This is a genomic window from Bifidobacterium scardovii JCM 12489 = DSM 13734, assembly GCF_001042635.1.
Classification (GTDB): domain Bacteria; phylum Actinomycetota; class Actinomycetes; order Actinomycetales; family Bifidobacteriaceae; genus Bifidobacterium; species Bifidobacterium scardovii.
In genome coordinates, this window is record NZ_AP012331.1 from 1,231,926 (window position 1) to 1,250,844 (window position 18,919).

The following is an 18,919-nucleotide window of genomic DNA, read 5'->3' on the forward strand; positions in this document are numbered from 1 at the left end:
CATGTCGCCGTTCATCGCCCGCGTCGTCGGTCCCGTGCGCCTGTGGCGCATGGGCCGGGCCCGGGTGCGCCGGTCCCTGCAGACGCGCACGGTGATGTTCGTCGTGATCGTCTCGCTCACGCTCGCGGTCGTCTTCTCGATGGTGTCGATGGCCTCGGTGCGTTCCTCGCTGCTCAGCCAGGTCTCCGGCCAGTCGCGCAACGACTTTTCGGCGCAGATCGAGCAGGCGCAGCACAACCTGGATTCGGCCGACACCTCCGCGTACGCGCAGTACCAGCAGCTCGTCAACGATCTCGCCGCCACCCTGCAGAATGAGGGCGCCTCGAACCTGGTCGGCGTGTACGTGTGGAATCGCAGCTCGTCCGGCCGGTCGATCGTCCCCGTGTCCACCGATCCGACCTACACCGGACTGATCTCCGACGAGATCCGCGTCGACGTGGCCGGCGACACCGCCGGCAGCGTGTACTACCAGCCGGTCGCGCTGTCCGGCGACGGCGGCAAGCCCGTGCCCGGCGCCGTGCTGGGCACCACATTGCAGTTCTCCACGGTCGGCGACCTGTCGATATTCGGCCTGTACTCGTACGAGACCCAGCAGACCGCGCTGCAGCAGATCCAGACCAATCTGATCCTTATCAGCGTGCTGCTGAGCATCGTCATGGGGCTGCTGATCTGGTATGTGCTGCACGGCATCGTCAATCCGGTCGAGCGCGTCGCCGTCGCCGCCGAAACGCTGGCGGCCGGCGATCTCGACGTGCGCGTCGACGTGAACCGCAAGGACGAGATCGGCACGCTGCAGCGCTCGTTCAACGAGATGGCCGTGGCCCTCAACCAGAAGATCGACGAGCTGGAGGAGGCCGGCGCCTCCCAGCGGCGGTTCGTCTCCGACGTGAGCCACGAGCTGCGCACGCCGGTCACCACCATGAGCATGGCCGCCGACCTGCTGGAATCGCGCAAGGACGATTTCGACCCGATGACGCGCCGGACGGTGGAGCTGCTGGGCGGGCAGATCGCGCGGTTCCAGGACATGCTCGCCGACCTGCTGGAGATCTCGCGGTACGACGCCGGGTATGCGGCGCTCGATCTGGTGGAGACCGACGTTCGCGAGCCGATCGCGGAAGCGGTCGGCCAGGTGCATGACATCGCCGAGGCCCGCGGCGTGGCGATCCGGGTGGATGTGCCGCATGTGCAGGTATTGGCGCGCATCGACGCGCGGCGCATCATCCGCATCATCCGCAATCTGCTCAACAACGCCATCGATTTCGCCGAAGGGCACCCGATCGACGTGCGGCTCGCCGCCAACCGCAAGGCCGTGGTGATCGGCGTGCGCGACTACGGCGTCGGCATGAGCCGGGAGCAGTCCGAGCATGTGTTCGACCGGTTCTGGCGCGCCGACCCGTCGCGCTCGCGCACCACCGGCGGTTCGGGGCTCGGCCTGTCGATCGCGACGACCGACGCGCGGCTGCATCAGGGCACGCTGCGCGTGCGGTCGAGGCTGGGGGAGGGCACATGGTTCCTGCTGTCCCTGCCGCGCGACCCCGACCGGGGCAGCGTGCCGGACGCCGATCTGCCGGTCGCGTTCGTGGACGACCCCGACCGGATGGACGTGACCGGCGGGTTTGGCCTCGCCGACAACGGCGCGGCCGACTATCAGGACGGGTACCGCGCGAAGGCGGACGACGGGGAGGGAACGCTATGATCTGGCGGAACGGATGGAAGCGCCATGCGAGGCCGCTGCGGCGCGTTTGGCTGCGGCGCGCGGCGGCCGCGTGCGCCGTGGCGGCCCTCACCGTGCCGGTCGGCGCCTGTTCGAGCCCGTTCGCGCTGCCGACCTCCGGCGACGTGCAGACGCTCGACCCGGTCGAGCAGCAGGACAAGCGCGTCTACACCACGCCGGACGGCCCGCAGCTGGACGCCCAGCCCGAAGGCATCGTGTCGGGATTCTTCAACGCGATGCCGGCCGGAGTGCAGAACGACGGGTACCGCGTGGCGCGCGAGTTCCTCAGCGCCGATGGCGTCGCCTCGTGGAACGGCGACAAGGCGGCGACCATATACGTGGGCACCCCGGAATTCACGCGCGCGCTGCATACGAGCGACACGGCGGGGAGCCAGGGCGGCGGCGTGACCATCGAGGTGACGCTGCGCGTCGCCGGGCGGCTGGATTCGCACGGTCTGTTCACCGCCGAGGACGATGCGCAGGAGGTCACGCTCGACTACACGCTGGCCAAGGAGGACGGCCAGTGGCGCATCGTCAAGCTGCCGCAGGGCGTGGTGATCTCGGATTCCGATTTCGAACAGGTGTACCGGCAGGTCTCCGTGTACCGCGTGGACGCGTCGCATAGCGTGTTGATCCCCGATGTGCGATGGCTGGGATGGCGCAACTGGCGCACGCTCGCGGTCCGGGAGGCGCTCGACGCCCCCGCCGATTGGCTGGCCGGCGCGGCCGTCGATCTGAATGGCGGCAGGGTGTCGCTGGCGGTGAATACGGTGCCGCTGACCGACAACGACGTGCAGGTGCAGCTCGGCAGCGCGTTCGAATCGCTGAGCGACGACACCCGCGCGCTGATGGTGCGTCTGATCCGCCTGACGCTGGGCGACGGCAACGCGGAATACGGGAACGTCCGCGTGCTGGTCAACGGCGATTCGGACTACTCCGACGCGGACCGGGACCTGACGCTGGCCGTGGCCCAGGAATCGTCGCCGATCTATTCGCTCAGCGCCGGCAACATCGTGCTGCTCAGCTCGTCCAGTCCGCTGCGCGTCGGCCAGACCGCCGGATTCGACGACGCGCGGGGATTCGTGTTCACCGCGGACGGCGGCGCGGTGCTGCGCGCCGACCATGTCGTCGAATGCCTGAAATCGGACGGGTCCTCATGCGGGGAACTGTTCGAGGGGCGGCGCATGAGCACGATCGTGAAGGGGCTCGGCGGCGAGATTTGGGCGGTCGACGAGTCTCGCACCGGGCTGTACGTGTCGCGCGACGGCGTCGGCTCCCGGGTGGCGGTGCCGTGGCTGGACGACGACGCGACGATCCGCTCGCTTGCGGTCTCCATGGAGGGCGGCCGCATGGCGTTGGCGCTGGATTCGGGAATGACGGCCGGCGTTGTGGTCAGCGGCATCGTGCGGGCCGACGACGGCAGGCCGGACAGGCTGTCGGAGGCCTGCGACCGTATCTCGGCGAACGCGGACGCCGCGATGATGACGTTCTACAACGACACCATGCTGGTGTTCGCCACCGACGGTGACGGGGATGCCGGCCAATCCGCCTACCGCCAGATCGCCCCCGGCCCGAACGAGGCGCAGAAGCTGCCCTCCGACGAGGTGACCGCGCTCGCCTCCGGCCAGATCTCCTCCTACCGCCGCCTGGCCATCCTCGACGACCTCGGCATGGTCCGCTCCGTGCGAGGCTCCCTGGACGGCGCCTGGTCCGTAGCCGATTCGCAAGTCACCGCTCTTTCAGCACAGTAGTGCTGAAAGAGCGGTGAGCGAGCCGGTGAAGCGAAGCCCGGTGGGCTTCGCGCGGCTCGCCGCGGCCGTAAGGCCGCCGGGAATACAGCACAGTAGTGCTGAAAGAGCGGTGAGCGAGCCGGTGAAGCGAAGCCCGGTGGGCTTCGCGCGGCTCGCCGCGGCCGTAAGGCCGCCGGGAATACAGCACAGTAGTGCTGAAAGAGCGGTGAGCGAGCCGGTGAAGCGAAGCCGCCGACCCAGCCTTGGCTCCCCTCACAGAGGGGAGCCAGAATTAGTACACGAACTTATGGAGCGGCAATCTGTCCGTGAATGATGCTCCCCCCTGTCTCTGCAATCCCCTTAAGCGCGACAAGCGCAGCCCCCATCCTGTCGATAACACGCTGGAATCACGGGCATTCCAACGGCTCGTCGCCGTTCGCGCAATCCGCCCTACCGGCCGTTATCAAACTGTTATGCAGTCATTATCGTTTTGTTATTGGCTCGGATTGAACGCCCCGAACGTTCACGACATACTTGAACCATCGATGGCCAACCGGTCATCCACGCGAAGGAAAGACCCTTCGCAAACACAGCTCGAGGAGGAGTGTTTACATGAAGAATTGGAAGAAGGCCATCGCCCTGGTGGCGTCCGCGGCGGCTCTGGTGAGCGTTGCGGCCTGCGGTTCCGGCTCCGGCGACAACGGCGGTTCCAGCTCCGACAGCGGCAAGAAGACCGTCGGCTTCGTGGCCGTCGGCGCCGAGGGCGGCTTCCGTACCGCCAACGAGAACGACATCAAGTCCGCGTTCGACGAGGCCGGCTTCGACCTGATCTACTCGCCGACCACCCAGTCCGACCAGCAGAAGCAGATCCAGGCGTTCAACAAGTTCGTCAACGACGAGGTCGACGCGATCATCCTGTCGTCCACCGAGGATTCCGGCTGGGACGAGTCCCTCAAGAAGGCCGCCGAGGCCGAGATCCCGGTCTTCACCGTCGACCGCAACGTGGACGTCAAGGACGCCGAGGCCAAGAAGGCCATCGTCTCCCACATCGGACCGTCCAACGAATGGTGTGGCCAGCAGGCTGCCGAGTTCCTCAACAAGCAGTACCCCGACGGCGCCAACGGCCTGATCTTGGAAGGCATCGCCGGCCTGTCCGTGGTCAAGGACCGCCAGACCGGCTTCGACGAGAAGATCGCCTCCAACCAGAAGGTGCTCGAGTCCCAGTCCGCCAACTGGTCCACCGATGAGGCCAAGACCGTCACCGCCGGCCTGCTCGACAAGTACAAGTCCGACGGCGTGCAGTGGATCTGGGCCCAGAACGACGAGATGGCGCTCGGCGCCGCGCAGGCCGTCGAGGCCGCCGGTCTCAAGGGCAAGGTGACCATCATCGGCAACGACGGCACCAAGGCCGCCCTGCAGGCCGTGGCCGACGGCGAGCTCGCCTTCGACATCGAGTACAACCCGATCTTCGGCAAGGAGACCGCCCAGGCCGTGCAGGACTACCTTGACGGCAAGGACGTCGAGCCGAACATCGAGATCGAGTCCAAGACCTTCACCAAGGACGAGGCCCAGGCCGCGCTGGACTCCGGCGAGCGCCAGTACTGATCCGCCCCATTCGCCATCCACGGCCGCCGCACCAGCGCGCGACCCCCTGAGATAACCGAAAACCGCATCGAACGGTGCGCACGCGATTGCCGCATGCGCACCGTTCACCATGTCGGGCGGAAATATCACAAAACGATAACAATCCTTTCCCTGTAAGGCAGCAACATGACAGACAAGAAACCCATCGTCGTGATGAAGGGCATCACGATCGAATTCCCGGGTGTCAAGGCTCTGGACGGCGTCGACCTGACGCTGTACCCGGGCGAGGTCCACGCCCTGATGGGCGAGAACGGCGCCGGCAAGTCGACGATGATCAAGGCCCTGACCGGCGTGTACAAGATCAACGCCGGCACCATCATGGTCGAAGGCAAACCGCAGACCTTCAACGGCACGCTCGACGCGCAGAACGCGGGCATCGCCACCGTGTACCAGGAAGTCAACCTGTGCACCAACCTGTCCATCGGCGAGAACGTGATGCTCGGCCACGAGGTGCGCGGCCCCCTGGGCATCAACTGGAAGAAGACCCACGCCGAGGCCCGCAAGTACCTGGCCCAGATGGGCCTTGACCATCTCGATTCGTATGCGCCGCTCAACTCCATCTCCATCGCCATGCAGCAGCTGGTCGCCATCGCCCGCGCCATGGTCATCGACGCGAAGGTGCTGATCCTCGACGAGCCGACCTCCTCGCTCGACGCGAACGAGGTGCAGGACCTGTTCGCGATCATGCGCAAGGTGCGCGATTCGGGCGTGGCCATCCTGTTCGTCTCCCACTTCCTCGACCAGATCTACGAGATCACCGACCGCCTGACCGTGCTGCGCAACGGCAAGTTCATCAAGGAGGTCATGACCAGCGAGACGCCGCGCGACGAGCTGATCGGCATGATGATCGGCAAGTCGGCCGCCGAGCTGAGCCAGATCGGCGCCAAGAAGGCCCGCCGCGAGATCGGCGCGGGCGAGAAGCCGATCATCGCCGCCAAGGGGCTGGGCAAGAAGGGCACGATCAACCCGTGCGACCTGGACATCTACTCCGGCGAGGTCGTCGGGTTCGCCGGCCTGCTCGGTTCGGGCCGCACCGAGCTCGGCCGTCTGCTGTTCGGCGCCGACAGGCCGGATTCGGGCACCTACGAGCTCAACGGCAAGCAGGTGCAGATCTCCGACCCGTACACCGCGCTGAAGAACAAGATCGCCTACTCGACCGAGAACCGCCGCGACGAGGGCATCATCGGCGACCTGACCGTGCGCGAGAACATCCTCATCGCCCTGCAGGCGACCCGCGGCATGTTCAAGCCGATCCCGAAGAAGGAAGCCGACGAGATCGTCGACAAGTACATGAAGGAGCTCAACGTCCGCCCGGCCGACCCGAACAAGCTCATCAAGAACCTGTCCGGCGGCAACCAGCAGAAGGTGCTCATCGGCCGCTGGCTGGCCACGCACCCCGAGCTGCTCATCCTCGACGAGCCGACCCGAGGCATCGACATCGGCGCCAAGGCCGAGATCCAGCAGACCGTGCTCGATCTGGCCGCGGACGGCATGGGCGTGGTCTTCATCTCCTCCGAGCTGGAGGAGGTCGTGCGCCTGTCCGACGACATCGAGGTCCTCAAGGACCGCCACAAGATCGCGGAAATCGAGAACGACGACACCGTCTCGCAGCAGACCATCGTCGAGACGATCGCCAACACGAACGTCAACGGAAAGGAGGCCTGAGATGGCGAACGCAGCCAAGAAGGGCGAGGAGAAGAACTCCGTCCTCAAGAAACTGGTGGGCAACAATCTGACCTGGTCGGTCGTGGCCCTGATCGCGCTGATCATCCTGTGCACCATCTTCGACCACCAGTTCCTGAAGCTGTCCTGGAACACCAACACCGGCGGCCTGTCCGGCCCGCTGATCACCATGCTGCAGGAATCGGCCCGCTACCTGATGATCGCCACCGGCATGACGCTGGTCATCTCCACCGCCGGCATCGACCTGTCCGTCGGCTCCGTGATGGCCGTCGCCGGCGCCGTGGCCATGCAGACCCTGGCCTCGGGCACCAACGTGTGGCTGTCCATCCTGCTCGCGTTGGTCGTCGGCCTCGCGCTCGGGTGCGTCAACGGCGCGCTGGTCTCCATCCTCGGCCTGCAGCCGTTCATCACCACACTGATCATGATGCTCGCCGGCCGCGGCCTGACCAAGGTCATCACCTCCGGCGAGAACACCGACGCCTCCCGCGTCGCCGGCGGCGAGCCGCTGCGCTGGATGGCCAACGGCTTCGTGCTCGGCCTGCCCGTCAACTTCGTCATCGCGGTGGTGCTCGTGGTGCTGGTCGGCCTGCTGTGCCGCAAGACCGCCATGGGCATGATGATCGAATCGGTCGGTATCAACCCCGAGGCCAGCCGCATGACCGGCATCAAGCCCAAGAAGATCCTGTTCATGGTCTACGCGGTCTCCGGCCTGCTGGCCGCCGTCGCCGGCCTGTTCGCCACCGCGTCCGTGATGCGCGTCGACGTCGGCAAGACCGGCCAGGACCTCGAAATGTACGCGATCCTCGCGGTCGTCATCGGCGGAACCTCGCTGCTCGGCGGCAAGTTCTCGCTCACCGGCAGCGCGCTCGGCGCCGTCATCATCGCCATGATCCGCAAGACCATCATCACCCTCGGCATCGATTCGGCCGCGACCCCGGCCTTCTTCGCCCTCGTGGTGATCGTGATCTGCGTGATGCAGGCTCCCAAGATCCACAACCTGAGCGCCGAAATGAAACGCAAGCGCGCGCTCAAGGAACAAGCTAAGGCGGTGGCAGCATGACCTCGGCAACGGCAACCCCTACCGTGAAGAAGGCCGCAAGGAAGCGCGGCTTCAAACTCAACACGCAGATGATCCCGACCGTGGCGGCCGTGGTGATCTTCATCCTCATGATCATCATGGGCCAGGCGCTGTTCGGCACCTACACGAGCCTCGGCTTCATCTCGTCCCTGTTCATCGACCACGCCTACCTGATCATCCTGGCCGTCGCCATGACGCTGCCGGTCCTGACCGGCGGCATCGATCTGAGCATCGGCGCGATCGTCGCCATCACGGGCGTCATCGGCATGACGATGCTCAACGCGGGCGTCAACTCCTGGCTCGTCATCGTCGTGATGCTGGCCATCGGCGCCGTGTTCGGCCTGATCGCCGGCACGCTGATCGAGGAATTCAACATGCAGCCGTTCATCGCGACGCTGTCCACGATGTTCCTCGCCCGCGGCATCGCCGCCATGATCTCCACCGACTCGCTGATCGCCCCCGACAACAACAACTACGGCTGGATCGCCGAGACGATCAAGATCATCGACAACCCGAAGATCAAGAACGACCTGTCGATCAACGTCGGCGTGATCATCGCCGCGCTGGTGGTCGTGTTCGGCTACATCCTGCTGCACAAGACCCGCACCGGCCGCACGATCTACGCCATCGGCGGCTCCCGCTCCTCCGCGGAGCTCATGGGCCTGCCGGTCAAGCGCACGCAGTACATCATCTACCTGACCTCCGGCACGCTCGCCGCGCTCGCCTCGGTCGTGTACACGGCGAACATCGGCTCGGCCAAGAACACGGTCGGCGTGGGCTGGGAGCTCGACGCGGTCGCCTCCGTCGTCATCGGCGGCGCGATCGTCACCGGCGGCTTCGGCTACGTGCTCGGCTCCGTGGTCGGCGCCCTCGTGCGCTCCACCATCGACCCGCTGACCGCCGACTTCGGCGTGCCCTCGGAGTGGACCACCATCGTGGTCGGTCTGATGATCCTCGCCTTCGTGGTGCTGCAGCGCGCGGTCACCGCCGTCGGCAAGAAACAATAGCGTCGGCTCCGACGCCGATCCCTGCGGGCGCCCGGCCCTTCCCGAACCCGAGGAAGGACCGGGCGCCCGCGTTCGTCCGCACCTCCGCTACACTGTAGTGTGGCTTGACGCAGTGTGAGTATCGTAAGGGCTAATCCGGAAACAACTGGCGTCAGTCTGGACGGATCACCATGACTTCAACCACGAGCGCGACCCCGGGTTCGACCCCTTCGGACGAGCGCATCCCCAAGCGCCTGATCGGCGCGATCGTAGCCGTCGGCTCGCTGGCGTTCATCGGCATCCTCACCGAAACCGTGATGACCGTGCTGTTCCCGGAACTCATGCGCGAATTCAATGTGGACACGGCCACCGTGCAGTGGATCACCACGATCTACCTGCTGGTCGTCGCCGCCACGATGCCGCTGTCGTCGTTCCTCAACCGGCGCTTCCCGCCGAAGGCGCTGTTCGTCGCCGCCGTGGTGCTTGCGGTCGCCGGATCGGCCATCATGATCGTCGGGCACGCGTTCCCGCTCATCCTGCTGGCCCGCGTGATCCAGGGCATCGGCTCGGGCGTGGCCACGCCGCTGATGATGAACATCATCCTCGAACAGTCCCCGCGCAGCAAGGTCGGCCGTCTCATGGGCGTCGGATCGCTCGTCATCACCGTCGCGCCGGCCATCGGGCCGACCGTCGGCGGCGCGATCTCCAGCGTGCTGCCGTGGCGCGCGATCTTCGTGATCGCCATACCGATCGTGCTGTTCGTCTCCCTGCCGATCGGCCTGCGCTGCATCGAGCAGAAGCGCCCGACCGAGGACGCGCGGCTCAACCCGCTGCAATTCGTGGCGGTCGTGCTGGCGCTGAGCGGGCTGATCCTCGCGCTCAACCAGTCCGGCGTGGCCATCGGCTCCGCCGTCTCCGGAGGGTCGGCGGCGCGCCCCGCGGCCATCGCGATCGTCAGCCTGATCGTCGGCGTCGGGTCGCTGCTGTTCTTCGGCTGGTCGTCGCGCCGCTCGTTCTCGCCGCTGATCCGCCTCGGGTGGCTGCGCGACCCGGTCATGCGGCTGCATCTGCTGGCGTACACGCTGCTGCCGATCGTGGGCATCGGCTTCGGGTACGTGATCACCAACGTCGCGCAGCTCTCGCTCGGCACCTCGGCGTTCGTCGCCGGTGCCCTGGTGCTGCCCGGCGCCCTGATCGGCGCGTTCTTCGCCCCGGTCGGCGGCATGCTGTACGACCGCTTCGGCGCGCCGAAGCCGGTGCTCTCGGCCATCGGCGTGGCCACGCTCGGCCCGGTGCTGCTGCTCGTGTTCTCCATGCGGCTCACGCCGGCGCTGCTCGCCGGATTCTACTTCATTTTCGGCCTGTGCTATGCGCTCGGCTATTCGAACATCATGACCAGCGCGCTCAGCGGCATCGACCGCGCGTTCACGCCCGACGGCAACGCCGTGTTCCAGACCTGCCTGCAGTTCGGCGGCGCGGTGGGCACCGCGCTGTTCTCCACGATCCTCGGCGTGGCCCAAGCCGGCGCCGGCGAGGAGGGCACGGCGGCGTTCCGCCACGCCACCGCGGTTGGCGGGGCATGCGTGTTCGCCACGATGACCGTGCTGTGCGTGATCGCGATCGTGGCGCTGGCGGCGGCCTTCCGGATACGTGCCGCCAGGCGGTAGAAGCGGGCTGTGCGTGATTGATTGATCGATCATGCACGAGGCGGGCCGCCGGGTGTCTCGGCGGCCCGCCTCGTCATTCCACGCTGATGGATTGGCCGAGCGAATGCGATTCGCCGGGTTCGACGCGGGCCGCGTGGTCCCGGACAGCCGCGGCCTCGACGCATACGAAGTCGCGCCATTCTCCGTCCGACAGGTCCGCGATCGCATTGCCGGCCCGTTCGCCGGGATTCCACACCACGGTCTGTGGCGAACCCGATTTGCCGATGACGATCGTGCGGTCCAGCGCATCGTCGCGCAGGCGCAGCGGAGTGTCGGACGAGTAGATGCGGTCAACCATGGTCCCGTCGAAGGCGAGAGCGTCATTCGCCTGATCGCATTCGGGGAATCCGGGCCGCGTGGCGTCGAGATAGCGCGTGCCGGCCAACCCCAGCACGCGCGCCTCCGCCACGTCGCCCACACGCAGATAGGTGTGCAGCGCGGCCTCGTACTCCAGCGGGCGCTCGCCGGTGTTGGTCACCGTCAGCGTGGCCGAAAGCCGTTCGCCGACCTCGATGTCGTAGGCCGCCCGGAACCGCGAGCCGGGGCCGGAGATGATCTGCGCCACCGTGGCGCCGTCGAACTCGTCCGAGTCGAGCGTATAGCGGATATGGCGGTCGGTCAGGGACGCCTCGTCGACGTGCCAGAAGCTGGAACGGGCGAACCCGTGCTTGGGGCGCTTCGCGGCCATCGTGCCGTGGTCGTAGCCGCCGTTGAACCATGGAAAGATGATCGGGATGCCGGTGCGCAGCGCGATGCCGGGGGAGAAGGCCAGGGTTTTCGGCTGCCAGAGCACGGGCGCCTGCCCGGCCGGGGTCCAGCCGATCAGATGGGCCCCGTAGTCGCTGACCGTGGCCGATCCGTCGCCGTTGATGATATTGCGTACAACACATGCAATGTCCATGCTTGCCAAGTATACGGAAATATTCGGGCGCCGCCATGCATGCGCGGTGCCGGAGGCGCGTCAGCGGCGCGTCAGCGGCGCGTCAGGGGACGCCGATGATCTGCAGTGGCGAGTTGTCGGTGCGTGGCTTGCGAGCAAGCGCGGTTATAACGTTCCAATATGCATGCTGAAACGTGTAATCAAGCCGAGGCTGCCGACCTGCGCACCGACAACTCGACACATGTCGACATTGCCGCCGCGCGGAGCCGCCCCGAGGGCGTCCTCGCGGCGGTGATGGATGGCCGACGGAGCGGAAGGGAACCCGCAATCACGACATTGCCGGGGAATCTGTATGGTTTGTGGCCGGGTGCGTTGGGCCGGTGGAATAATGGCCTCCATTGCGCGGTCCCGGCCCGAAGCGTTTTCCCATGGATTCCGCTCCGAGGCGGTGACCGTCGCCGCGCGGGCGGGGAAGGAGCCGGATATGACGGTGCTGGGAGTGGCGGAACGGGTGTTGCTGTGCTGGCTGGCCTACTCGTTCGTCGGATGGGCGTGGGAGACGATGCTGAGCGTCGTGCTGCGCAAGCGGTTCGAGGACCGCGGTGTGCTCAACGGCCCGCTGTGCCCGATCTACGGTTTCGGTGCGCTGCTGGTGATCGTACTGCTCGCCGACGTGACCAATCCGCTCGCTCTGTTCCTGTCCAGCGGCGTGCTCGCCTGCACGCTGGAGTACCTGTCGTCGTGGGCCATCGAGAAGCTGTTCCATGTGCGGCTGTGGGATTACACGGGCAAGCCGCTCAACATCAACGGGCGCGTATACCTCAACGGGTTCATCGCCTTCGGCGCCGGCGCCACGCTGGTCAAGCTGGTGGTGCAGCCGTGGCTGATGGGCGTGCTCGATGCGTGGCCGCCGTTGATGCTGCATCTCGTGGCCGGCGTGCTGTTCCTGGCGGCCACGGTCGATGCGGCGATCACCGCCGCCGGGCTGTGCAGCCTGGATTCGCGCCTGGCTCGCATCGGCGAGGAGATCGATGCGTTCAAGAGCGAGCAGATCGAGCAGATCGATACGCGCATCGACGCGGCGAACGAACAGTGGAAGGAGACCGCCGGCCGGCTGCAGGAATCCGCCGGGCGGCTGCTCGACCCGGCCGAATACGTATCCCAGTCCGCGCAATGGACGAAGGAACAGGCCGACCGTGTGCTGCGCCGCCTGAACTGGCAGCAGCGCCGCCTCATCCGCACCTTCCCCTCCATGACCTCCGTGCGCGACGCGCATCTCGCCGCCCGCATCCGTGCGCTGCTCGACCGGCGCAGGTAGAGCAACTGACGGGCGCTAGTGGCCTGCGTCATTCATTCGTTTCGTAATCCTGGCTCAGCTTCAGCGAGGGGAGCCTATAGTATGCGAACTTATGACGCGGGACACTCATCACCGAGATGCCGCGCTTTCCAGCCGTCCAGTTCGTCAAGCAGCGCCTGCTTGTCCGCGTTCGGCAGGAAGGTGGCCCGGATCGAGTTCTCGGCGAGCCGAGACAGCTCGTCCAGCGTGAACCCGACCGACGCCATCGCCTCGTAGTTCGCGGCGATATAGCCGCCGAAATAGGCCGGGTCGTCGGAGTTGACCGTGATCGCGACCCCGGCGTCGAGGAAACGGCGCAGCGGCAGGTCATGCAGGTCGTGCACCACCTGCAGGCGCCGGTTCGACAGCGGGCAGCAGGTCAGCGGCGTGCCGGCCGCGGCCAGTCGGCGCACCAGCGCCTCGTCGTCGATCGCGTGGATGCCGTGGTCGATGCGCTCGGCGTGCAGCAGATCCAGCGCCTCGGCCACGTATGCGGCCGGGCCCTCCTCGCCGGCGTGCGCCACGCAGTGCAGGCCAAGCGCGCGGGCCTTGGCGAACACCTCGGCGAACAGCGAGGGCGGGTAGCCGACCTCCGCCGAATCCAACCCGACGCCGATCAGGTCGCCGGCGCGGTGCCGGGCGGCCGTAAGCATCGCCTCGGCCGAGGCGACCGGCATGTCGCGCACGATGCACAGGATCAGCCCTCCGGTGATGCCGAAGCGTTCGCGGCCAAGACGCAGGCCCTCCAGCAGGCCGTCGATCACCGTGTCCAGGTCGATGCCGTTGCCGACATGCACCTGCGGGTCGAAGAAGATCTCGGCGTGCCGCACGCCATCGGCCGCCGCGCGTTCGAGATAGGCGAGCATGAGGTCCCGGAAGTCGTCCGCGGTCCTCAGCGTGGCCATGAGCTGGTAGTACAGGTCGAGGAAGGATTGCAGGTTCTCGAACTCGTACTGCCGCCTGAGTTCCTCCAGATCGGTCCACGGCAGCGCGACGTGGTTGCGCTCGGCCAGCGCCAGCGCCAGTTCCGGTTCCAGCGTGCCCTCGATGTGCACGTGCAGTTCCGCCTTGGGCATGGTGCGCAGGGCCTGCGACAGGTCGGCGGCGATCGCCGTGGCTGCATTGGTCATGATTCCTCCGATCCGGATGGGCGCCCGTGCTGTGCCGTGCGGTGGCCGGCCCGGACGCGGATATTGACATACCAGTGTAGTCGCTAGAATGGGCGGTGGGTGGTGACTGGAATTCACGCGCATGTCATATTGCGGTATCCCGCGATACGGCGACCGGCCATATCGGCCGACTAAGGATGAACTGTGACTTCGAGAAACGATGATGCGGCCGCCGGGCGCGCCGCTGGCGCCACGGCCGGCGCCGCCGTACGGCCGAAACTCAACTATGCGCAGACGTTCTCCATCGGGTTCGGTTTCCTCGCCATATCCGCGGCGTGGGCGCTCTACAACGCCTATGTGCCGATCAAGCTGAAAGGCCTGATGCTGCCGACCGCCGTCGTCGGCATGATCATGGGCATCGACAATTTCTGCGGGTTCACGGTCCAACCGCTGTTCGGCATCCTGTCGGACAAGGTCAGGACCCGCTGGGGCCGGCGCCTGCCGTTCGCGCTGTTCTCCATACCGCTCGGCGCGCTGTGCCTGATCCTGATTTCGGTCGCGCCGAACGTGCCGCTCACCGTGACCGCCATCGTGATCTACGCGGTGGTCATGGCCACGTCGCGCGCGCCGATCGTGGCGCTCATGCCCGACGTGACCGATTCGAGGCTGCGCAGCAGGGCCAACGGCATCATCAATTTCATGGGTTCCATCGGCAATGTGCTCGCGCTCGCTGGCGGCAGCCTGCTGTACAAGCGGTTCGGCATGTCCGCGGCGTTCGTGGCCGGGGCGGTCATCATGGTCGCCGCCGTCACCGCGCTGATGCGCCTGGTGCGCGAACCCGCCGAATTCGTGACGGCGCCCGGCGAGCGGGCTCGTCTGCCGTTCGTGTCGTGGAAGGAATTCCGCGAGGCTGTGGTGCCGCGGCTGGGATTGGACGGCGAGGCGCGGCGCAGCTTCATGCTGATCCTGATCGTGCTGTTTCTGTACACGATGGGCGGCAACGCGGTGGAGACCTATTTCACGCTGTACGCCACGCATGATCTGAGCATGGACGCCGCCACGGCCGGCGGCGATCTGGTGTGGTACGCGGTGGGCATGCTCGCGTTCGCGATTCCCGCGGGCATGATCGGCAGCCGGTTCGGCCGCCGCGCCACGATGAGCGCCGGCCTGGTGCTGTCCGCCGCGCTGTTCGTGTCGATGCCGTGGGTCGGCCGGCCGTTCATGGTGCCGATCCTCGCGTTCACGTACGGCGTGTTCTGGATCCTGGTGGTCGTCAACGCCCTGCCGTGGATCACGCAGCTCGGCGGCGTCGAGCACACCGGCGCCATGACCGCCTACTATTATCTCGCCACGTCGTTCGGCGCGGCGATCAGCCCCACGATCTTCGGCCTCATCCAGCAGTCGCTCGGCGAGTACCGGTGGATGTTCATCTACGCCGTGGTCCTGTTCGTCTGCGCGCTGGCCTGCATGCCGTTCATCACCCGCGGCGAGGCCGAGGACGTTTCCGCAGGTGCGGACTGAGCGGGCCGGAAGCGAGCTGGGAGCAGGCCGAGCCGGATGCGGCGGCGGCGCCTCCGTGGCGACGGCCGGCGGTCGCGTATGCCGGCGTATGCCGCGTGCGGACGATTGCTCGGCGATTAGTCGGCCATGCCGGGGACGGCGAGACCGTGCCCGTGCAGCAGCGTCACCGCATCCATGTAATCCGTTGCGGTCGCGCTCGGGTCCATCATCAGCTCACGCACGGCGGCGTGCCCGTTCTGATCGTCCGGGTACAGCGCGTCGGCGATCATCGCCGTGATCCGCCCGCGCGGGTCGGCCGCGGCCTGCGCCTGCCCGGATTCGGGCAGCGTATCCGACAGCTGGTCGGCCAACGGGGCGAGGTTGTGCTTGGTCGCCTCGTCGATGTCGCCCAACTGGTCGAACAGGGCGAACAGCCAGTCGCGCCGCGACCGGTCGTCGGCGCCGGGCCGCGTGCGCTCGGCGGTGGCGCGCAGCAGGCCGTCGATCGGCACGGCCGGCGTCGTCGCCGGGCCACGGTGCTCGCGGTTGTCGGCGATATCGCCCATAAGATGCTGGATCTCGCATTCGTCGCGCACGATGGTGGATGCGGCGTAGGCGGTCGCGATCGCGTCCGCGTCGATGAACCTGCCGCCTTCGGACTGGAAGCGCACGCGCTTCGGTTCGCTGTAGTAGTGGGACATCCCGAAAGTGGCGTATTGGGGCAGCTCGTCCTGCAGCTGCTTGACCGCGTCGGCCACCTTGCGCATGTCGGCCAGCTGCTGGCGCACCACGATGGAGGCGAGCAGCGCCTTCGCGTCGGCGAGGGTCAGCGGTTCGCCGACGCGCTTGCCGTGGCCGTGATGGCCGAACGCATGCTTCAATGAGTCGAACAATCCCATGATGAGTCCTCCTTTGGATCTCCCGCGATTGGTCGGGTGCGGTATCCGTGGTCCAACTCTAGTCGCGCGGACCCGGTATGGGGCCGGAATCGCCGCAGGGCGATCATGCCGGACGGGATTGCGCACGGGTGGCGCTAGCCCTGCTCCTGCTCCTGGTCCTGCTCCGGTTCGCGGCATATCCATTCGGGATGTTCGTCGAGCAGTTTCCGGAACCATGGCTCCATGGGCTTGTCCTTGGGCCAGTTCTGCGGGTTGCCGTTTCTGTCCGCATACGCGCCGGCGTCGTAGGCGACCATCTCGATCATTGTACCGTGTGAGTCATGGCCCAGCGCGGCGATCTGCAGAGGATCGGTACGGGGACGGGGACGGCGGAACATCTGGTTGCTCCATGCAAAGGACGCCTCTTCGGGCGTGATGTGTCTGACGTCATCGTCGATGAGACGGTGATGTAGCGCATAGTTGGGGTTATGAAGAATGGAATTGTTCATATGTTGCCTCCGATCCATGGTCGCGACCACGCTTCGTAGCGCTGCCGGTAACGTCTTTCGCATGACGATAGGCGATCCGGAACCAGGCTGTCCAGCAGCAACGGGGTATGTGGTCGAAGGCTTGCGACCCTTGGAAAATGGCGGTTTTACATGCTTGATCCGCTATACTTGCAGCCAGTTGGGCACAGACGCGATCGTCTGCGAGAGGGGGAAACCATGAGTCGTGCATCCGAAGGCCCGGCGAGGTCCGTTGCGCTGATCGCGCCGTTGGCGGTCATCGCCGGGCTGATCGCCGCCGTGTTGTGCTATCACCCGGAACCGGCACGTCCGGTCGTCGCCCTGACGGTGGCTTCGGGAAAGGATGCGGGCGTTGCGGGTTCCGGGGCGCCGCCCTGCGGGAACGATGATCTCGCCGCCGTCGCGGAATCACAGGATCAGGCCATGGGCGACGCAATCGCGTACCTGCGCGTCATGAACACGACGGACGGAGCGTGCTCGGTACCGTCGGGGCCTCCGGAGCTCACGGTCGTGCGCGGCGATGAGGACCAGCATCTGCGCGTCGTGCCGGGCAACCGCCAGACCGGCGTGAGCAGCGTGCCGGATGGCGAAACCATCGTGCTGGCCCCGTTCCGGTCGGTGACGGCGGCGGTCGAATGGAAGGCGGGCCAGCAGGCCGACGCCGAAGAGAAGACTTCGATCACGCTGGCGTTCGGCGAAGTGTCCGCACTGCCCGTGCACGTCGGGGCGAACGCTGCCGCCGACGGTCTGCTGGCGACCGATCCGGGGATGGACGTCATCGTCAGCGGCTTTTCGCAGGCCGCATTGGGGCCGTTGCGCGGCGGCGACGCATCCGGCGCGGCGGAGGATGTCGATCCGGCATTGGATGAGCCCTGCATGCTGGCGAAGGATGACTCCGACGATAAGGACGATGCCGGTGGGGCGCCCGCGGATGCGACATTGACTCTGCGCAACGTCGGCCTGCACCCCTGCATCCCTCCCGCGCTGGTCACGCTGGATGAGGCCGGCTCCGGCGGAACCGTCGACGATGGCTCGCTGCTGTCGACGGCGTCCGTCTACGGGCGGGACCATGCTCTGGCCGTGGGCGGCCGGGTCTCCTATCGGGCCGCGTCCAAGGACCGGCCCAACTGGTTCCTTCGCCACTACGGGTCATGGCGGCCGGAGTCGGTCGCGCGCCTATCCATCGTGGAGTGACTCGTCGTGGAGTGACGCCGGTGCCGCCGGCCGCGCGTCGCCGGCGGGGCTACCGGGTCAGGAACGCGCGGATATCCGCGATCTCCTGGTCGCTGATCGCGTGCCCCATGCCGGGGTAGACGCGGTGCGTCAGGCGCCCGGTTTGCTCCAGCACCCGCCGTGCGGTGCGCTGGTCGTCCGCGGGGATCGTGCGGTCCTCGGAGCCGTAGGCGAGGAAGAACGCGGTCGTGCGGTCGGGGCCGAGCACGGTGCCGGACTCGCCGGCGAACGACGGGCTGAGCAGGACCGCGGCGTCGAACAGGCCCGGATGCTCCAGCGCCATGCGGTACGACAGGTACCCGCCCTGCGAGAATCCGACGAGTATCTTGCGGCGCGGTGCGAACGCCGGTCCGGCCAGCAGCGCGGCGACGGCATCGCCGACCTCGGAGCATGCGCGGCGCCGTTCACCGACCGAACACCCGTCCGGATACCAGTAGTTGCCGCCCATATACGGCCTCGCATGCGTGCCGCGGAACGACAGGTAGCTGGGCTCCGGTCCCAGGGCGGTCCGGTCCGGGCCGGCCTGGCCGCCATGCGCGGCGCCGTCCCGATCCGTGCGGTAGACGGCCTCGATGATGCGCACCATCTCGTCCTCGTCGTTGCCGTATCCATGGAACATGACGAACACGCGGTCGTCGCCGCTGCCGGCCGGACCTTCGCCGCCGATGCCCTCGATGCTGGCCGTCATCCGTATGTGCATATCGCCTCCCGAAACGCGATGCCGCTGTGGCATATGACGTGCGATCCAGCTTAGTTCATCGGCCGTGCGGGGAAGCGTGCCACGCTCGCCGATCCGCCCGATCAGGCCGGTCTGTCCACCCCGCCCGGCCCGGGCGATACGCCCGGCAACCCCGGCGCGGAGGGCTGAACCGGCGCGCGGCACACGCCGCCGGTCGGTGTGCGGTGCCATAATGA

Annotated in this window: 15 protein-coding genes; 10 read left to right on the plus strand and 5 right to left on the minus strand. The window is 66.9% G+C overall.

Translation table 11 applies throughout. The features are described 5' to 3' along the window. The first annotated feature begins 1 nt into the window (after position 1). From mtrB to BBSC_RS05100, 7 genes are all read left to right on the plus strand, one after another. Positions 2 to 1,696 (plus strand): MtrAB system histidine kinase MtrB, encoded by a 1,695-nt coding sequence (gene mtrB, locus BBSC_RS05070; protein WP_081892856.1) that lies wholly within the window; start codon positions 2 to 4, stop codon positions 1,694 to 1,696. Next, on the plus strand, positions 1,693 to 3,465 hold the full coding sequence (locus tag BBSC_RS05075) for an LpqB family beta-propeller domain-containing protein (protein WP_161787659.1): 1,773 nt from the start codon (positions 1,693 to 1,695) through the stop codon (positions 3,463 to 3,465). The genes mtrB and BBSC_RS05075 overlap by 4 nt, the downstream gene beginning before the upstream one ends. Positions 3,466 to 4,056: 591 nt before the next feature. Further along, positions 4,057 to 5,049, plus strand: a complete 993-nt coding sequence (locus tag BBSC_RS05080) for an ABC transporter substrate-binding protein (protein WP_033519187.1) — start codon at positions 4,057 to 4,059, stop codon at positions 5,047 to 5,049. Positions 5,050 to 5,214: 165 nt separating this feature from the next. Next, a complete protein-coding gene (locus BBSC_RS05085) occupies positions 5,215 to 6,753 on the plus strand; it encodes a sugar ABC transporter ATP-binding protein (protein ID WP_033519188.1) in 1,539 nt (512 codons plus the stop codon). Between the two features lies 1 nt (position 6,754). Next, entirely contained in the window at positions 6,755 to 7,831 is a 1,077-nt protein-coding gene (locus BBSC_RS05090) for an ABC transporter permease (protein ID WP_033519189.1), read from the plus strand. Then, positions 7,828 to 8,856, plus strand: a complete 1,029-nt coding sequence (locus BBSC_RS05095) for an ABC transporter permease (protein ID WP_033519190.1) — start codon at positions 7,828 to 7,830, stop codon at positions 8,854 to 8,856. Before BBSC_RS05090 ends, BBSC_RS05095 begins: the two co-directional genes overlap by 4 nt. A gap of 170 nt (positions 8,857 to 9,026) precedes the next feature. Then, positions 9,027 to 10,502, plus strand: coding sequence for an MFS transporter (locus BBSC_RS05100; protein WP_033519191.1), 1,476 nt, complete (start codon positions 9,027 to 9,029; stop codon positions 10,500 to 10,502). A gap of 73 nt (positions 10,503 to 10,575) precedes the next feature. Here BBSC_RS05100 and BBSC_RS05105 read toward each other — a convergent pair whose 3' ends face one another. Then, positions 10,576 to 11,442, minus strand: a complete 867-nt coding sequence (locus tag BBSC_RS05105; RefSeq protein WP_033519192.1) for a D-hexose-6-phosphate mutarotase — start codon at positions 11,440 to 11,442, stop codon at positions 10,576 to 10,578. 463 nt (positions 11,443 to 11,905) lie between these two features. Between BBSC_RS05105 and BBSC_RS05110 the strand changes: the two genes are divergently transcribed. Continuing rightward, positions 11,906 to 12,739 (plus strand): putative ABC transporter permease, encoded by an 834-nt coding sequence (locus tag BBSC_RS05110; protein ID WP_033519193.1) that lies wholly within the window; start codon positions 11,906 to 11,908, stop codon positions 12,737 to 12,739. An 89-nt stretch (positions 12,740 to 12,828) separates the two neighbouring features. Here the strand turns inward: BBSC_RS05110 and BBSC_RS05115 are convergent, their stop codons facing one another. Beyond that, positions 12,829 to 13,887, minus strand: coding sequence for an adenosine deaminase (locus tag BBSC_RS05115; protein WP_046726208.1), 1,059 nt, complete (start codon positions 13,885 to 13,887; stop codon positions 12,829 to 12,831). Positions 13,888 to 14,070: 183 nt separating this feature from the next. On the opposite strand from BBSC_RS05115, the gene BBSC_RS05120 reads away from it, so the two are divergent. After that, positions 14,071 to 15,387 carry an MFS transporter gene (locus BBSC_RS05120; RefSeq protein WP_051923142.1) on the plus strand — a complete coding sequence of 439 codons (1,317 nt, stop codon included), beginning with the start codon at positions 14,071 to 14,073 and terminating at the stop codon, positions 15,385 to 15,387. A 116-nt stretch (positions 15,388 to 15,503) separates the two neighbouring features. Here the strand turns inward: BBSC_RS05120 and BBSC_RS05125 are convergent, their stop codons facing one another. Both BBSC_RS05125 and BBSC_RS05130 read right to left on the minus strand, forming a co-directional pair. Next, positions 15,504 to 16,265 (minus strand): hypothetical protein, encoded by a 762-nt coding sequence (locus tag BBSC_RS05125; RefSeq protein ID WP_033519194.1) that lies wholly within the window; start codon positions 16,263 to 16,265, stop codon positions 15,504 to 15,506. Between the two features lie 134 nt (positions 16,266 to 16,399). Next, positions 16,400 to 16,753 (minus strand): hypothetical protein, encoded by a 354-nt coding sequence (locus tag BBSC_RS05130; RefSeq protein ID WP_033519195.1) that lies wholly within the window; start codon positions 16,751 to 16,753, stop codon positions 16,400 to 16,402. Positions 16,754 to 16,969: 216 nt separating this feature from the next. Between BBSC_RS05130 and BBSC_RS05135 the strand changes: the two genes are divergently transcribed. Further along, entirely contained in the window at positions 16,970 to 17,965 is a 996-nt protein-coding gene (locus BBSC_RS05135) for a DUF4232 domain-containing protein (protein WP_033519196.1), read from the plus strand. 49 nt (positions 17,966 to 18,014) lie between these two features. On the opposite strand, the gene BBSC_RS05140 is transcribed toward BBSC_RS05135, so the two are convergent. Further along, complete coding sequence (locus tag BBSC_RS05140; protein ID WP_033519197.1) at positions 18,015 to 18,704, minus strand: alpha/beta hydrolase; 690 nt, start codon at positions 18,702 to 18,704, stop codon at positions 18,015 to 18,017. Between the last annotated feature and the right edge of the window lie 215 nt (positions 18,705 to 18,919).

Bases quoted from the DNA above. Each gene is read 5' to 3' on its own strand.
- BBSC_RS05085 (WP_033519188.1), top strand. From the start codon at position 5,215: ATGACAGACAAGAAACCCATCGTCGTGATGAAGGGCATCACGATCGAA.
- BBSC_RS05140 (WP_033519197.1), bottom strand. From the start codon at position 18,704: ATGCACATACGGATGACGGCCAGCATCGAGGGCATCGGCGGCGAAGGT.
- BBSC_RS05080 (WP_033519187.1), top strand. From the start codon at position 4,057: ATGAAGAATTGGAAGAAGGCCATCGCCCTGGTGGCGTCCGCGGCGGCT.
- BBSC_RS05125 (WP_033519194.1), bottom strand. From the start codon at position 16,265: ATGGGATTGTTCGACTCATTGAAGCATGCGTTCGGCCATCACGGCCAC.
- BBSC_RS05090 (WP_033519189.1), top strand. From the start codon at position 6,755: ATGGCGAACGCAGCCAAGAAGGGCGAGGAGAAGAACTCCGTCCTCAAG.
- BBSC_RS05095 (WP_033519190.1), top strand. From the start codon at position 7,828: ATGACCTCGGCAACGGCAACCCCTACCGTGAAGAAGGCCGCAAGGAAG.
- BBSC_RS05105 (WP_033519192.1), bottom strand. From the start codon at position 11,442: ATGGACATTGCATGTGTTGTACGCAATATCATCAACGGCGACGGATCG.
- BBSC_RS05115 (WP_046726208.1), bottom strand. From the start codon at position 13,887: ATGACCAATGCAGCCACGGCGATCGCCGCCGACCTGTCGCAGGCCCTG.
- BBSC_RS05110 (WP_033519193.1), top strand. From the start codon at position 11,906: ATGACGGTGCTGGGAGTGGCGGAACGGGTGTTGCTGTGCTGGCTGGCC.
- BBSC_RS05100 (WP_033519191.1), top strand. From the start codon at position 9,027: ATGACTTCAACCACGAGCGCGACCCCGGGTTCGACCCCTTCGGACGAG.
- BBSC_RS05135 (WP_033519196.1), top strand. From the start codon at position 16,970: ATGAGTCGTGCATCCGAAGGCCCGGCGAGGTCCGTTGCGCTGATCGCG.
- BBSC_RS05075 (WP_161787659.1), top strand. From the start codon at position 1,693: ATGATCTGGCGGAACGGATGGAAGCGCCATGCGAGGCCGCTGCGGCGC.
- BBSC_RS05130 (WP_033519195.1), bottom strand. From the start codon at position 16,753: ATGAACAATTCCATTCTTCATAACCCCAACTATGCGCTACATCACCGT.
- mtrB (WP_081892856.1), top strand. From the start codon at position 2: ATGTCGCCGTTCATCGCCCGCGTCGTCGGTCCCGTGCGCCTGTGGCGC.